The organism is Ramlibacter aurantiacus, assembly GCF_016722895.1.
Taxonomy (GTDB): Bacteria; Pseudomonadota; Gammaproteobacteria; order Burkholderiales; family Burkholderiaceae_C; genus Ramlibacter; species Ramlibacter aurantiacus.
Map to the genome: position 1 here is coordinate 395,635 of NZ_JAEQNA010000001.1, position 15,380 is coordinate 411,014.

Consider the following 15,380-nt stretch of genomic DNA (forward strand, 5'->3'; position numbering starts at 1 on the left):
GTGAGGATCGCGCCGCGACTGTTGCTGGCGGTGGCCGGCGCTGCGCTGGCCCTGGCCGCGTGGGCCGCGCTGACTGCCTGGCTGGTCGCCGCCGCGCTGCAGCCATCCGAGCGCCAGGCGGTGGCGGCGTTGCTCGGTCCCCGCCTGCCCCTGGTGGTGCTCGCGTGGATCGCCGGCTCCGCGGTTCTGGCCTGGGTGCTGAACCAGGTCTGGCACCGCCAGGTGCGCGCGCCCGCCCGGCTGCTCGAAGCCACGCGCATCCTGGGCCAGGGCGGCAGCCGGACCGCGCTGGACGCGGCCGGCGGCAACCGCGAACTCCGGGCACTGGCGGCGGCCATCGCCGAACTGGCCGCCGAGCGCGACCGCCTGAGGGACGAGGTGGCGCAGGAAGTGGCGCGCGCCAGCAAGGGCGTGCAGCAGGAGCGCAACCGGTTGGCCGCGCTGATGTCCGAGTTGAGCCAGAGCGTCATCGTGTGCAACCTCGATGGCCGCATCCTCCTGTACAACAACCGGGCCCGGCTGCAGGTGCGCACGCTGTCGCAGACGCCGCGCATCGCCGGCGGGGCCGAGCTGATCGGCATCGGCCGCTCCATCTATGCGGTGCTGGACCGCGAGCTGGTGGCCCATGCCCTGGACGACGTGGGCCAGCGGCTGGCGCGCGGGGCGACGCACCCGTCGTCGCAGTTCGTCACCGCCACCCGCTCCGGGCAGTTGATGCGAGTGCAGCTGGCGCCCGTGGTGGCGGCCGACGCCACCGCCAACGACGGCACGCCCGGGCGCATCGGCGGCTTCGTGCTGATGCTCGACATCATCACCCGCAGCTTCGAGGAGGCCCTGGCGCGCGACCAGTTGCTGCACGAGCTGGTCGAGTCCAGCCGCGCCTCGCTGGCGAGCCAGCAGGCCGCGCTGGAGATGCTGGCCCTGCCGGACGTGGACGAGACCATGCGCGAGCGCTTCATGGCCGTGGTGCGGCAGGAGGAGCGGGCCATGGCCACGCGCCTGGAGGCGCTGGTGCGCAGCCCCGCCTACGACCTGCGCACCCGCTGGCCGCTGGAGGACATGCGCGGCGCCGATCTGGTCGAGGCTGCCCGGCGCCGCATCGAGGCGCACTGCGAACGACCGGTGGCCGCCGACGACGTGGACCCGCGGGTCTGGCTGCGGGTCGACAGCTTTTCGCTGCTGCAGGCCCTGGCCTCGCTGTCGTGCCGCCTGGTCGATGAGTTCGGCATCCGCTACCTGCAGCTTCGCCTGCGCGCGGCCGGCGAGCGCGCCCAGCTCGACCTGGTGTGGAGCGGCCCGCCGATCAGCACCGAGACGGTCATCCACTGGGAGCGCGACCCGATGCGCCTGCGCGACCAGTCGCTGCCCCTGTCGGTGCGCGACGTCGTCGACCGGCACGGCGCCGAGATGTGGTTCGAACGCGAGCGCGTGCGCCATGAGGCGTTCTTCCGCTTCCTGCTGCCGCTCGCGCCGGCGGCCGGCGCGGCCGATACCGCCGATGACGCCCTGGCGCTCGAAACGAGCCGGCCCGAATATTTCGACTTCGACCTCTTCCGCAGCGACGACATCCCGCCCGAGCTGGACGAGCGGCCGCTCGCCGCGCTCGCCTACACGGTCTTCGACACCGAGACCACCGGCCTCGCGCCGTCGCAGGGCGACCAGATCATCCAGATCGGCGCCACGCGAATCGTCAATGGCAAGCTGCTGCGGCACGAATGCTTCGACCAGTTGGTGGACCCCGGCCGGGCGATACCGGCGGCGTCCATCCCCATCCATGGCATCACCGGCGACATGGTGGCGGGGCAGCCGCGCATCACCGAGGTGCTGCCCACCTTCCACGCCTACGCGCAGGACACGGTGCTGGTGGCGCACAACGCCGCCTTCGACATGCGCTTCCTGCAGTTGCAGGAAGCGGCTGCCGGGGTGGCGTTCCGGCAGCCCGTGCTGGACACGCTGCTGCTGTCGGCCGTCGTGCACGCCAACCAGGCCTCGCACCGGCTGGAAGACATCGCCGCCCGCTTCGACATCCCCCTGCTCGGGCGCCACACCGCCCTGGGCGACGCCCTGGTCACGGCCGAAATCCTGCTGCGCCTGATCCCGCTGCTGGAGGCCATGGGCATCCGCACCCTGCGCCAGGCCCGAGAAGCGTCCGAGCGGACGTTCTACGCAAGGCTGAGGTATTGACCCCCCCCGAAGCGGCTTCGCCGCCTCCCCCCAGGGGGCGCCAACAGCGGCCCGGCAAAGCCGGCCGCAGTGGCACTGGAAGGGCCAGCGCCTGCGGCGGCTGCCCCGCTGCCAGACGCGGGACCGCCTAGCTTGCCAATTTTTGCCAAACTGCCTAAGCTGGCATCCATGAGCACGATGAACATCTCCTTGCCGGACAACCTCAAGGCCTTCGTTGACGAGCAGGTCAGCCAGCGTGGCTACGGCACCAGCAGCGAGTATGTGCGTGAACTGATCCGCCGCGACAAGGACCGCCTTCAACTGCGCAATCTGCTGCTCGCAGGTGCGTCGTCCCCTCCCACGGCGCCGGTGAACGAGGCCTACTTCGAAGGCTTGCGTGAGCGCGTACGCCGCAGGGATGGCGTGTCACCCAAGGCCCGGCGCGGGGCGTGAAGATCAAGCCGGTCATACCTCGGGAGCAGGCGCATCGGGACGTCGAGGACGCCATCGCGTACCACCTGGAAGAAAACGCCGAGTCAGCCGCGCTGGGCTTCATCGACGCCTTGGAAAAGGCGTACAGCCACATCAGCCGCCGTCCGGCCACGGGCTCTCCGCGTTACTCGCACGAGCTGGCCCTGGACGGCCTGCGGTGCTGGCCGCTGACGCGATACCCCTATCTCATCTTCTACGTCGAGCATGCCGATCACGTCGATGTCTGGCGTGTGCTGCACGGCCGGCGCGACATTCCGGCATGGATCGAAGAACCCGGCGGGGTCTGACTCAAATCCTGCGGCCGTACCGTTGCACCAGCACCGCCTGCAACTGCTGCACCACGCGGAAGGCGTCGCGCAGTTGGGACCGTTCCAGGTTCGACAGCGATGCCAGTGCCACATGGTTGTCGGGCTGCTCGCCCGCGGCGGCCTGGCGCGCCTGGTGGGCCAGGCGGATGCGGCCGATGAAGTCGAGGGCGTCCCGCAGGTCGCGCGCGGCTTCGGGGCTGACCTCGCCGGCACCGCCGGCGGCCTGCAGGCGGTCGTGGGTGTTGACCTCGGGCAGGCCGGCCGCCAGCGCATAGATGCGGGCCAGGTCCACCACGGGCACCACGCCGGCGTGCTTGAGGTCCACGCGGCCGGCATACTCGCCTTCGCGCTGCGTGGTGATGCGGCCGAACAGGCCCAGCGGTGGGCGGTGCTTCAGGGCGTTGCCCACCATGTACGCCAGGAACAGGCTGTTGCCGCGGGTGCGCTCCAGCACCCCGGCGCGCAGCGCGTCGAGCAGGCCGGCCTGTCCATGCACCGCGCGCAGGTCGAAGAAGACCGAGGTGAGCATGAGCGCCATCGGATCGGGCGTATCGATCCACTGCTGGAAGTACTGCGCCCAGCGGCGCACCGGCTGCCGCCAGCGATCGGTCATCGCCATGATCTCGCCTGGACAGTGGATGTAGCCGCAGGCGTCGAGTCCGTCGCAGACGAAGGTGGTGAACGCCCGGAACCACTCGCCGTGCTCGGCCTCGTCGTAGCGGTCGTCCAGCACCAGGCAGTTGTCCTGGTCGGATCGGGCGGTCTGCTCCTGCCGCGCCTGCGAGCCGGCGGCGACCCACGCATAGTCCACCGGCGCCGGTCCCAGCCGCGCGCCGGCCAGCTGGATCAGGCGCACCGTCACCGCGTCGGTGATGCTGGTGATGATGCGGCCCGCGCTCTCGGTGCCCGCTCCGGCCGCCGCCAGGTGCCGCTGCAGCAGCGGCACGCGCTGGGTCACGCGCACCAGGCCGTCCACATCCGGTTGCCGGTAGATCTCCCCCGCCAGGTGCACGGGCGAGGTGCCGTGCCGCTCGTTCAGGTCCGAGGCGGTGACGATGCCCACGGCCCTGCCGTCCGCCATCACCGGCACGTGGTGGATGTTGTGCCGGGCCATCAGCGACAGCGCTTCGTAGGCGGGCCGGCTGTCGTCCAGGGTCAGGGGGGCCAAGGTCGCGATGTCGGCCACCGGCCGCTGCGGATCCAGGCCTTCGGCGAGCACCCGGTTGCGCAGGTCCCGGTCGGTCACGAGTCCGAAGAGCAGGCCCTGCTCCACCAGCATCACCGACGAGGCGCGCTCCTGGCGCATGAGGGTCGCCACCTCGCGGATGCTCGCCTGCGGCGGAGCAATGACCGGCGGGCGCTGCAGCAGGTCGCGCAGCGGCGTGGCGAGCAGGTTCAGCCCGGTGGCAACTGCCGCCGGTGAACCCGGGATGTCAAGGTTGCGTGGCACGCGCCGAGGATACGGGAGGCCACGCCCGCCCGCCATCGGCGAGGCGCGTTCGCCCGCTCAAGCGGCGGGTGCCACGGCCGCTGCGAGGGTCCGCAGGTAGTCGCGCATCGACAGCAGCGGCCGCCCGGCCAGCAGTTGCGCATCGGGCCGCACCGCTTCGTACTCGCCCGCGCCGCAGGCCAGGCGCAGGTTGACTTGCGCCTCCACCACGAATCCGGGCATGCCGCGCGCGGCCAGCAGCGAGCTGTATTCACCGGCCGGCATGTCACGCGCGGCGATATGCTGGCCCCACACGTCGGCAGCGAGCTCGGCCACCTCGAACAGGTCCAGCGCCTGCGTGCCGGTCAGCTCGTAGGCCGTCTCGGGCTGCTCGAGCGTCAAGGCCCCGGCGCTCGCGGCGCCGACATCCTGGCGCGCGATGTAGGCCACCTTCCCCCGGGCGCCGGGCAGGGCCAGCTCGCCCGTGGACAGCGCGCGCCGCAGGGCCGACTCCAGGTTCTCGAAGTAATGGTTGTTGCGCAGGAAGGTGTGGGCGATGCCGCTCTCGCGCGCGTACGACTCGGTGGCCGCATGGGCCTGGGCGAAGGGGAACAGGCTGGAGCGGACCGGATTGGTGAAGCTGGTGTAGAAGAACCGCGCGCCCATGGGCCGTGCGATGTCGATCACGGCCTTGTGCTGCTGGATGCGTTTGTCGTTGGTGCCGTGCCCGCAGATGACCATCACCGACCGTGACCCGCTCAGCGCCTCTTCGACCGTCCCGGGCCGGTCGAAATCGACCGTCGCCACGCGAAAGCCCTGCTGGCGAAGGTCGTCGATGGCCGCCGGCGTGCGGGTGCCCAGCGTCACCTGTTGCGGCTGCACGCGCAGCCCCAGTTCCTGCGCCGTGGCGCGACCCAGCTTTCCCGACGCTCCCGTCACAGTGATCATTCGAAGTTCCGTTCAGGTGGATTGCCGGTATTGCTCGCGCAAGACGTTCTTCTGGATCTTGCCGATCGCGGTCTTCGGAAAGTCATCGACGATGCGGATGGAGCGCGGTCGCTTGAAGCGGGCCAGCCGCGTGGCGCAGAAGTCGATCAGCTCGGCTTCGCTGGCCGCGTGACCGGTCTTCAGCTGCACATGCGCCACCGGCAGCTCGCCCCAGGTCGCATCGGGCACGCCGAAGACGGCGCACTCGGCCACCGCTTCGTGTTCGTACAGCACGATCTCGATTTCCTTGGGGTAGATGTTCTCGCCGCCGGAAATGATCATGTCCTTGGAGCGGTCCACGAGGGTGAGAAAGCCCTGCTCGTCGCGCGTGGCCAGGTCACCGCTCCAGGCCCAGCCGTGCTTGCGGAAGCTGGCGGTCTGCCCGGGTTCGCCGTAGTACTCGATCATCACGTTCTCGCCGCGCGCACAGATCTCGCCCACCTCGCCCGGCGCGACCGGCCGGCCTTCGGTGTCGAGCAGCGCCAGGTCGGCGTTGTAGGCCTGTCGCCCCACGCTGCCGAGCTTGCGGTCCAGGTCCTCGTGCTTCATGACGGCCACGATGCCCATCTCGGACTGGCCGTAGAACTGCGTCAGGCGCAGCCCCGGCAGCTTCTCCATCACGGTGCGCTGCACCCAGTCGGGCATGGGCGCACCGGAGAAGTTGAGCCGGGTCCAGCTGGCGTAGTCGGCCACGTCGAACCCGGGGTCGGAGACGATCATGCCGACCTGCGTGGGCACCATGAAGCTGGCGCTGACCCGGTGCTCGCGCACCTGCTGCGCGAACACGCGCACGTCCCACTTCGTCAGCAGGACCACCGTGGCCCCCAGCAGCACGGCCGGCTGCAACATGATGTTGAGGGCGGCCACGTGGAACAGCGGGGTGACGATGGCCACCACGTCGAACTCGGTCAGCCGGCTTTCCACCACCACGGTGTGCGCCGTCACCGCGCGTGAGCGGTGGTTGGCCAGCACGCCCTTGGGCCGTCCGGTGGTGCCGCCGGTATAGGTCATGCAGAAGGCCTCGTCCTCGTGCAGGTCCACCCCGGGCAGGCTCACCGGCTGCGGCGCGATGAAGCGCTCGAACGACGGCCACTGCGGCAACTCGGCGCCGATGACCACGACGTGCCGCAGCTGGGGCAACCGGGGCAGCACGCTCCGCACGCGCTCCACGAAGGGCTCCTCGACCAGCAGCACCTCGGCGTCGGCCTTGGCCAGCACGAATTGCAGCTCGTCGGGCGCGTACAGCACCGACACGTTCACCAGCACGCAGCCGCTGCGCGCCGTGCCGAAGAAGGCTTCGACGTACTCGGTGCGGTTGCGCGAGAGGATCGCCACCTTGGCGCCCCGCGCGAGCCCCAGCGAGGCCAGCGCATGCGCGAGCTGGTTCGATCGCTCCTCCAGCTCGTGGTAGCTGGTGCGCCGGTCCTGCCAGATGACGGCAGTCTTGTCCGGAAAGCGCTCCGCCGCGCGGCGCAGCATGTCCCCTGTCAACACGTCGCGATCCTTCTTCAGCGGTTGCGGACCAGCGCATGGCCGATGCGCATCTTCATCAGCTCGTTCGGCCCGTCCACCAGCTGCGTTACCTTGGCGTCGCGCAGCAGGCGCTCCACGTGGTACTGCCGGTAGTTGCCGTAGGCGCCGAACATCTGCACCGCCTCGATGGCGACCTTCATCGCCATGTCCGAGCAGTGCGACTTGACCATCGCGCAGTAGCGGCCCACCTCGGGGCTGGAGATGTCGTCCACCGAATCCATCCAGCGCGCCACCTGGTAGACGAAGGCCCGCGAGCTCTCGATCTGCGTCTGCATCTCGGCCAGCTTGAACTGCAGGGCCTGGTGCTCGATGAGCGGCTTGCCGAAGGTGTGGCGCTCCTTCGCGCGGGCCAGGGCCAGGTCGAACGCGCCCTGCGCGATGCCCAGCGCCTGCGTGCCGCCGCCCAGGCGCCCGACGTTCAGGGCCTGCGCGAAGATCTTCAGGCCACCGCCCTCTTCCCCGAGCAGTTGCACCGCCGGCACGCGCACCTCCTTCAGGTGCACGTCGGCCGGGGGCAGCTGCCGGTACCCCATCAGGTCGTCGGGCTCGCCCACCGTCAGGCCCGGCGTTCCCTTGTGGATCACGAAGGCCGAGATGCCCTTGGTGCCCTTGCTGCGGTCGGTGATGGCGAACACCAGGTACATGCCCGCGGCCGCCGCCAGCGAAGCCACGCGCTTGTCGCCGGTGATGACCCAGTGGTCGCCGTCGCGGCGCGCCTCGGTCTTCATGCGCGCCAGGTCCGCGCCCACGTCGGGCTCGGTGATGGCGATGCAGGTGAGGTCGCCCTGCGACATGCGTTTCAGGCAGTCGTCGCGCAGCGCGGCCTCGCGCGCGTTGGTGAAGATCAGGTAGGAACAGGCCTCGTGCGAGACGATGTTGGCGAAGCCGCCATCGACCTTGGCGATCTCTTCTTCGGCCAGCACCACGGTGAACAGGTCGTGCCCGCCGCCACCCAGCTCCTTGGGAATATGCAGCTTGAGCAGCCCCTCGCGCTCCAGCAGGTGGATGGCGTCCCACCATTCCCTGGAGTGGCCGGTCTGGCGGTCGATCTCGATGATGGTCTCGTTGATCTTGCGGGCGGCGGCGGCGGCGGTTTCGCGCACCGCGGCCTGTTCCGCCGTGAAAGTGTGGAGCATGCAGGGTCCTTGCAGATTCAGACAGTGAGGATGTGGACGGCCACCGAGGCCGACTCGCCGCAGACGGTGCCGCCGGCGTTGTGCGCCAGGGCGGCTTTCGCGCCCGGCACCTGCCGCGCACCCGCCGTTTGGCGCAGTTGCCAGACCAGCTCGCACAGCTGCGCGACGCCGGTGGCGCCCACCGGATGGCCGCGCGCGATCAGGCCGCCGCTGGTGTTGACCGGAAGCCGCCCGCCAAGCGCCGGCGCGCCCGATTCGATGAAGGCGGGTCCGCCGTTCGCCTCGCAGAAGCCCAGCTTCTCGTACAGCATCAGTTCGCTCGCGGCGGTGGTGTCGTGCACCTCGGCCACCGAGATGTCCGCCGGCGTGAGGCCGGCCATGGCGTAGGCCGCCTCGGCGGCATCCTGGGCGGTGCGCCCCGCCAGCGGACCGGGCGTGCCACCGGATCGCAGCACCGACGCGGCGATCCGCACGGCCGCCCCGTTCGCGTGCCGGCGCCGGAAGGCGTCAGAACAGATGACGATCGCCGCCGCGCCGTCGCTGATCGGCGAGCACATCAGGCGCGTCAGCGGCGGCGCGACCACGGGCGCCGCCAGGATCTCTTCGACCGTGTTCGCCTCGCGGTAATGCGCCAGTGGGTTGAGCGAGGCATGGGCGCGGCTCTTGGCGGCCACCAGCGCCACGTGCCGCAGCGCCGCGCCCGAGGCTTGCATGTAGCGCTCCAGCCGCTTGCTCGACTCGGTGAGGAAGGCGCTCTGCCCTGCCGGCGAGTTGGCGAGTTCGACATCGGTGGCCGAGGCCAGCGCCCGCATCGACACCTGCCGGTCGGGGTGGTAGAGCTTCTCGAAGCCGACGACCAGCACGGCTTCGTGCAGGCCCGAGGCCACCGCCAGCCAGCCCTGGTGCGCGGCCGTGGCGCCGGTGGCACAGGCGTTCTCCACGTTGACCACCGGAATGCCGGTGATGCCCATGGCGTTGAGCACCACCTGCCCGCGGATCGACTCCTGGCCGGTCACGATGCCGGCCATGGAGTTGGCGCAGTAGGCGGCCTGCAGCTGGTCCTGCGCGATACCGGCGTCGACCAGCGCCGCGGTGACGGCTTCTCGCGCGAGGTCCTTCAGCGAGCGATCGGGATGGCGGGCGAACGGCGTCATGCCGACGCCGACGATGTGGGCGGGCTGCATCAGAGCTCCCTGCGTGACGGTTGCCATCTCATGACGCGCCCTTCGAGCAGCTTCATGGCCTCGTTGAGCAGCACCGCGAGCACGGCCAGCACGATGATGATGGCGAACACCTGCGCGGTATCGAACATGTTCGCGGCCCTGGCGATCATCTGCCCCAGCCCGTACTGGCCGGCGATCATCTCGCCGACGATGGTGCCGATCAGGGCCAGGCCGATGCTCACGCGCAGCCCCGCGAAGATGAAGGTCATCGAGGCCGGCAGCAGCACGCGGCGCGCGATCAGCCCGTTGCTCGCGCCCATGGTGCGGGCGGCGTTCACCAGGTTCTGGTCGATCTCGCGCACGCCGGTGTAGGTGTTCAGCAGCATCACGAAGAACACCAGCGACGCGGCCAGGGCCACCTTGGAGCTTTCGCCGATGCCGAACCACACCAGGAACAGCGGCGCCAGCGCCACGCGCGGCAGGCTGTACAAGGCCATGATGAACGGCTCCAGCAGCCGGAAGGCGCCGCGCCAGTGGGCGAGCGCGAAGCCCGACGCCACCCCCAGCACGCCACCGATCAGCAGCCCCAGCAGCGTTTCGCGCAGCGTCACGACGACGTTGGTCCAGAAGAAGCCGCTGAACAGCGCCTCGGACAACCAGCTCGCCACCTTGGTCGGGCGGCTCATCACGTAGTCCTGCACCAGCCCCGACCACGCCGCGGCTTCCCACAGCGCCAGCACCACGGCCAGGAACAGCAGCCGATAGAAATTGAGCTTCATTCCAGAGTGATCTCTTTGCGTAGCGACTGCCACACCTGCACGAACAGGCTGTTGTAGGCCGGGTGCTGCACGATGGTTTCGATGGCGCGCGGCCGCTCGATCGGCACCGGGTACTCCTCCTTGATGGAGCCGGGTCGGTTGGTGAACAGCATCACCCGGTCGGACAGGGCGATGGCCTCGGACAGGTCGTGCGTGACGAACAGCACCGTCAGGCCGGTCGAGTCCCATAGCCGCAGCAACTCTTCCTGCATCAACAGGCGCGTCTGCGCGTCCAGGGCTCCGAAGGGTTCGTCCATCAGCAGCACCTTGGGCTGCTGCGCCAGCAGGCGTGCCAGCTGCACGCGCTTGCGCATGCCGCCCGAGAGCTGCCACGGATAGGCCTGGGCGAAGGCCCCCACGCCCACTTTCTTGAGCAGCGACAGGCACAGGCCGTCGTCCTTGCGGCCCACCGCGTCGAGCGGAAAGCGCACGTTCTCCAGCGCGGTGGCCCAAGGCAGCAGCGTGTCCGACTGGAACATGTAGCCCACTGCCGGGTTGCCCAGGGTGATGGGCTTGCCATCGAGTTCGCAGCTGCCGGCGTCGGGCGGGATCAGGCCGGAGATGACCGACAGCAGCGTGCTCTTGCCGCAACCGGAGGGACCGACGATGGAACAGAACTCACCCTCGCCCAAGGACAGGTCGACGCCTTGCAGCACCTCCACCCGGCCGCCCCCCGCCTGCGGGAAGCTGAGCGACACACCCTTGACCTGCAATTTCGGCGCGGCGCCCATCGGCTGCTGCCCCGGCGCGCGCTCGGCATCGAGCACGCGCAGCCCCTCGGCCGTTCTCATTTCCATTCGGTCGCAAGCCGCGGGTCGGTGATGTCCGAGTAGCTCACGTCCGCCTTGGTCAGGCCGGCCGAGCGGTAGATCTTGTTCATGTGCTCGATCGCCTCCTTGGTGATGACCGGGCTGAAGGACGGCGCCTCGACGCGGGCGATTTCCTTGAGCAGGTCCTGGGACAGCGTCGGGAACATGCGCTGCAGCGACGGCAGCATCAGGTCGGGGTTCTGGTTGATGGCCCGACTGGCCTTGGCCACCGCGCGGGCGGCGGCGCGGGCCTGCTGCAGGTGCTTTTCATCCGACAGCCACTTGTCGGTGGCTTGCAGCGAGCTGCCCAGCAGGTTTTGCAAGGACGGCGGCACGTCGTCGCCGCGCAGGTCCATGAACACGGTGGCGGCCTTTTCCTTCTTGGTGATGTTCACCGTGGCCGGCTCCCAGGTCATCTGCGCATCGACGCGGCCGGCCTGCAGGGCCGGCAGGTGCGAGTTGAGCCCGCCGGTGGCCACGATGGTCACGTCGCGATCGGGGTCCAGCCCCGCGTCGCGCAGCGCGATGCGCAGGAACAGGTCGGTGAGGCTGCCGGGCGAGCTGACGCCGATGGTCTTGCCCTTGAGCGCCTTCAGGTCGCCCGGCTTGGCATTCACCCGGTCCGAGGCCACGAGCGTGAAGATGGGCTTCTTCTGGAACAGCACCACGTTCTTGGCCTTGATGCCCTGGTTGGCCATCAGCATGGTGGTGCCCACGCCGCCTCCGGCCATGTCGACGGCGCCGGCCAGCATGGCGCGCTCGGCTTCGGCGCCACTGGTGAACTCCTTGATGTTCACGTCCAGCCCCTCGCGCTCGAAGTAGCCCTGGTCGCGGGCGACATACAGCACCACGGCGCTCGTCGAGGGCACGGCCGAGATGGAGACGCTGCCGAGCTTTTGCTGGGCAAAGGCGGGCAGCGAGGCGCCGGCGGTCACGAGCATGAGGGCCGTCGCACGCAGAAGGTTTCGGCGGAATCGGATCACAAGGTCTCCTGGTTGTTTGCGTTCGGGTATGCCGAACGGCGTTCGCGAATGAGCTATTATTTGCCGAACCGCGGCTTCGAGGAAGTCCGCCAGACCTAGGGGATTCCCTTGAAGAGAGAGGCCAGCCTGAACGAAGAAGAACCCACCGTGCGCCAGGTGGCGTCGGTGTCGCGAGCCCTGCAGATGCTCGAGTTGCTGGTGGCGCATCCCGAGCATGAACTCGGCGTGAGCGAAATGGCGCGCGAGATCGGCGTGGTCAAGAGCTCGGCCCACCAGCTGCTGGCGACGCTGGTGGCGCACGGCTTCGTGGAGAGCAACACCGCCACCGGCCGCTACCGGCTCGGCCTGCGCCTGATGGAGGCCGGCGCGGTGGCCGCCAAGCACTTCGGCTTCGGCCCGGCGGTGGTGCCGCTGCTCGAAGCGCTGGTGGCGCAGGTGCACGAAACCTGCTCGCTGGGCGTGCTGGTCGGCAGCAGCGTGTCGCTGGTGCAGCGGGTCGAGGCCGAGTCGGTGCTGCGGGTGGACCTCAAGGTCGGCACGCGCTTTCCGGCCCATCATTCCGCGATCGGCCGCGTGATCATGGCCGGCATGCCGCCCGACCGGCTCACGCCCATGGTGGACAGCTTCGAGCTCTCGAGGTCGGAGCGCCAGGCGCTGCTGAAGGAGCTGGACGTGGTTCGCCGCGAGGGCTGTTCCATCGTGCGCGACATCCCGGTGGAGGGCATCAGCGCCATGGCGGTGCCGGTGCGCACCTCGGCCGAGCCCGCCATCGCCGGCCTGGTGGTGGCGGCGCCCTCGTTCCGCTTCAACCCCAAGGCCTGGCGGGGGCCGCTGTTTTCCGCCGCGGCGGCGATCTCCGCGCGGGGTGATCGGCGGCTCTGAGCATCCCTGCGCAAGCCCCACGGCCCGGGCCATTGCAGCCCGCGATGGCGCTCACGCGATTTGCTATTGGCCAGTTCGAGGCGGGCTGCCTACGATGCGGCCGATGCGCCCGAACTTCCTCGTCTTCATCGTCGACCAGCTCAATGCGTCGCACCTGGGCTGCTGGGGCAACCGCCAGATCGCGACGCCGCACATCGACGCTCTGGCCGCGCGCGGCTGGAGCGCTGCCGAGTGCCACGTGGCCAGCCCCATCTGCATGCCCAACCGGGCCAGCATCATGACCGGGCGCATGCCGTCGGCGCACGGCGTGCGGCACAACGGCATCCCCTTGTCCCTGGCCAGCCGCACCTTCGTCGAGCTGTTGCACGAGGCCGGGTACGAGACCTCGCTGTGCGGCAAGTCGCACCTGCAGAACATCACCGACAAGAAGCCGGCGCCGCATCCGGGCCGGCCGGTGTACGGCAAGGACGCGCAGCGCCCCTACCCGGGCGACCACCGACAGGAGAGCATCGCCCGCTGGCGCGAGGACCCGGCCTTCGAACCCGCGCTGCCCTACTACGGCTTCGGCCACCTCGACCTCGCCATCGAGCACGGCGATTGCCCGCAAGGCCACTACCGGCGCTGGCTGGCGCGCGAGCACCCGCAGGCGCTGGAACTGGCCGGACCGGCCAAGGCCATCCCCACGCCCGAATACCGGCTGAGCCAGGTGCGGCAGGCCTGGCGCACCCGCGTGCCGGAAGAACTGCACCCCACGGCCTGGATCGCCGACCGCGCCATCGAACGGCTGCAAGGCGCCGCGGCGCGCGAGCGGCCGTTCTTCGTCTACTGCTCGTTCCCCGACCCGCACCATCCCTACACCCCGCCCGGCCGCTACTGGGACCTGTATCGGCCCGAGGATGTCGAACTGCCTGCCAGTTTCCACTCGTCCGAGCCGCCGCCGCACCTGGCCTGGCTGCGCGGCGAGCGCGATGCCGGCCGTGCGGTCAAGGACTCGCAGGCCTGCTTCGCGGCCACCGAACGCGAAACACGCGAGGCCATCGCGCTCAACTGGGGCTCGCTCAGCTTCATCGACGCCCAGGTCGGCCGCGTGCTGGAGGCGCTGGAAGCCAGCGGCCAGGCCGGCAACACCGTCGTGGTCTTCACCAGCGACCATGGCGAGTTCGCGGGCGAACACCAGCTGCTGCTCAAGGGTTCGCTGCACTACCCCAGCCTCACGCGCACGCCGCTGATCTGGCGCGACCCGGCCGCTGCCGAAGGCGGCCGGCGCAGCGACGCCCTGCTCTCTTCCATCGACATCAGCGCCAGCATCTTCGAGCGCGTCGGGCTGGAACCCTACAACGGGCTGCAGGGCCGCAGCTTCCTGCCGCTGGTGCGCCAGGAGCCGGGGCATGCGTCGCGCGAGCACCTGCTGATCGAGGAGGAAGGGCAGCGAACCTACTTCGGCTTCGACGGCCCGGTGCGCATGCGCACGCTCCTGAGCCCGACCCACCGCCTGAGCGTGTACGACGGCGCCGAATGGGGCGAGCTGTACGACCGCCGCGCCGACCCCACCGAGTCGCGCAACCTCTGGAACGATCCCGCGCAGCGCGCCCTGCGCGGCGAGCTGCTGGGCGAGCTGGCGCGGCAGATGCTCGCGCACGCCGATACCAGCCCCGCCCCCACGGCATTCGCCTGACACACACCACCAAGGAACGACGATGAGACAAGCCCCCCTCCTCCTGCCGCGCCGCACGCTGCTGCTCGCCGCCGCCCTCGCGCCCCTGGCCGGCTGGACCAGCGAGAACTGGCCGACCCGCCCGGTGCGGGTGATCGTCCCCACCTTTCCGGGCTCGCCGCCCGATGTGGCCGTGCGCGCGCTGGCCGACCAGGTGGAGAAGCGGCTGGGCCAGGCCATCGTGGTGGAAAACAAGGGCGGCGCCCAGGGCACGATCGGGCTGGGTGAGTTGGCGCGCGCCGAGCCGGACGGCTACACCTTCGGCCTGCTCAACCTGCAGTCCACGGCCACCCCCGCCTTGCGCAAGACGCCGTACGACCTGCGCACCAGCTTCACGCCGGTGACCCAGCTGACCACCGAGGCGCCGGTGCTCATCGTCTCCAACAAGCTGCCGGCCAAGGACATGAAGTCGCTGGTGGAGCACATCCGCTCCCATCCGGGCCAGCTGTCCTATGGCTCCGCCGGCTCGGGATCCCCGTCGCACCTGGGCATGGAGCTGCTGCTGCGCGAGATCGGCGGCAAGGTGACGCACATCCCGTACAAGGGCGCCGCGGCGGCCGGCACCGACGTGGCGGGCGGCCAGATCGAGATGGCGCTGGTGGCTTCGGCCGTCGCCCGCCAGCTGCTCCAGGGTTCCCGCGTGAGGGCGATCGCCGTGTCCTCGGACAAGCGCTTGCGCAGCATGCCCGAGGTGCCCACCCTGGCCGAGGCCGGCTTCCCGCAGATCGACCTGCGCGGCTGGGTGGGCCTGGTCGGGCCCGCCGGGCTGCCCCCGGCGATCGTGAACAAGATGCAGGCCGCGGTGGCGGCCGCCCTCGAGTCGCCCGCCGTGCAGGCGCGGCTGGACACCACCGGGGCCACGGCGGCGCCGAGCCGCCCGGAGGCCTTTGCCGCCTTCGTCGCGCAAGAGGCCCAGCGCTGGCAACGGGTCGTTGCCGACGCCAAGATCCAGTTCGATTGAGC

At 70.1% G+C, this 15,380-nt stretch carries 14 protein-coding genes; 6 read left to right on the forward strand and 8 right to left on the reverse strand.

Translation table 11 applies throughout. The features are described from left to right. The 3 genes from JI739_RS01860 (at position 1) to JI739_RS01870 (ending at position 2,942) form a co-directional block, all read left to right on the forward strand. Positions 1-2,184, forward strand: coding sequence for a 3'-5' exonuclease (locus tag JI739_RS01860; protein WP_201682136.1), 2,184 nt, complete (start codon positions 1-3; stop codon positions 2,182-2,184). Between the two features lie 168 nt (positions 2,185-2,352). Next, entirely contained in the window at positions 2,353-2,616 is a 264-nt protein-coding gene (locus JI739_RS01865; RefSeq protein WP_201682137.1) for a type II toxin-antitoxin system ParD family antitoxin, read from the forward strand. After that, positions 2,613-2,942, forward strand: a complete 330-nt coding sequence (locus JI739_RS01870; protein ID WP_201682138.1) for a type II toxin-antitoxin system RelE/ParE family toxin — start codon at positions 2,613-2,615, stop codon at positions 2,940-2,942. The genes JI739_RS01865 and JI739_RS01870 overlap by 4 nt, the downstream gene beginning before the upstream one ends. 1 nt (position 2,943) lies before the next feature. Here JI739_RS01870 and JI739_RS01875 read toward each other — a convergent pair whose 3' ends face one another. The 8 genes from JI739_RS01875 to JI739_RS01910 are packed head-to-tail and all read right to left on the reverse strand — an operon-like array spanning position 2,944 to position 11,779. Next, positions 2,944-4,413: a putative nucleotidyltransferase substrate binding domain-containing protein gene (locus JI739_RS01875; protein WP_354003661.1), complete on the reverse strand. Its 1,470-nt coding sequence runs from the start codon at positions 4,411-4,413 to the stop codon at positions 2,944-2,946. Between the two features lie 57 nt (positions 4,414-4,470). Further along, entirely contained in the window at positions 4,471-5,340 is an 870-nt protein-coding gene (locus tag JI739_RS01880) for an NAD(P)H-binding protein (protein WP_201682140.1), read from the reverse strand. Positions 5,341-5,352: 12 nt separating this feature from the next. Then, complete coding sequence (locus JI739_RS01885; RefSeq protein ID WP_201682141.1) at positions 5,353-6,873, reverse strand: class I adenylate-forming enzyme family protein; 1,521 nt, start codon at positions 6,871-6,873, stop codon at positions 5,353-5,355. Between the two features lie 14 nt (positions 6,874-6,887). Then, on the reverse strand, positions 6,888-8,048 hold the full coding sequence (locus JI739_RS01890) for an acyl-CoA dehydrogenase family protein (protein ID WP_201682142.1): 1,161 nt from the start codon (positions 8,046-8,048) through the stop codon (positions 6,888-6,890). A gap of 17 nt (positions 8,049-8,065) precedes the next feature. Further along, positions 8,066-9,232: a thiolase family protein gene (locus JI739_RS01895; protein ID WP_201682143.1), complete on the reverse strand. Its 1,167-nt coding sequence runs from the start codon at positions 9,230-9,232 to the stop codon at positions 8,066-8,068. Next, positions 9,232-9,990 carry an ABC transporter permease gene (locus tag JI739_RS01900; protein ID WP_201682144.1) on the reverse strand — a complete coding sequence of 253 codons (759 nt, stop codon included), beginning with the start codon at positions 9,988-9,990 and terminating at the stop codon, positions 9,232-9,234. The genes JI739_RS01895 and JI739_RS01900 overlap by 1 nt, the downstream gene beginning before the upstream one ends. Then, positions 9,987-10,826, reverse strand: coding sequence for an ABC transporter ATP-binding protein (locus JI739_RS01905; RefSeq protein WP_201682145.1), 840 nt, complete (start codon positions 10,824-10,826; stop codon positions 9,987-9,989). The genes JI739_RS01900 and JI739_RS01905 overlap by 4 nt, the downstream gene beginning before the upstream one ends. Beyond that, complete coding sequence (locus JI739_RS01910) at positions 10,817-11,779, reverse strand: ABC transporter substrate-binding protein (protein ID WP_201682146.1); 963 nt, start codon at positions 11,777-11,779, stop codon at positions 10,817-10,819. Before JI739_RS01910 ends, JI739_RS01905 begins: the two co-directional genes overlap by 10 nt. A 150-nt stretch (positions 11,780-11,929) precedes the next feature. On the opposite strand from JI739_RS01910, the gene JI739_RS01915 reads away from it, so the two are divergent. The 3 genes from JI739_RS01915 (at position 11,930) to JI739_RS01925 (ending at position 15,378) form a co-directional block, all read left to right on the forward strand. Continuing rightward, the gene (locus tag JI739_RS01915; protein WP_201682147.1) at positions 11,930-12,703 is read left to right on the forward strand and encodes an IclR family transcriptional regulator; all 774 of its coding nucleotides are present in this window, start codon (positions 11,930-11,932) and stop codon (positions 12,701-12,703) included. A 103-nt stretch (positions 12,704-12,806) separates the two neighbouring features. Continuing rightward, a complete protein-coding gene (locus JI739_RS01920) occupies positions 12,807-14,378 on the forward strand; it encodes a sulfatase family protein (protein WP_201682148.1) in 1,572 nt (523 codons plus the stop codon). Positions 14,379-14,400: 22 nt separating this feature from the next. Then, on the forward strand, positions 14,401-15,378 hold the full coding sequence (locus JI739_RS01925) for a Bug family tripartite tricarboxylate transporter substrate binding protein (protein ID WP_201682149.1): 978 nt from the start codon (positions 14,401-14,403) through the stop codon (positions 15,376-15,378). Positions 15,379-15,380: the final 2 nt, after the last annotated feature.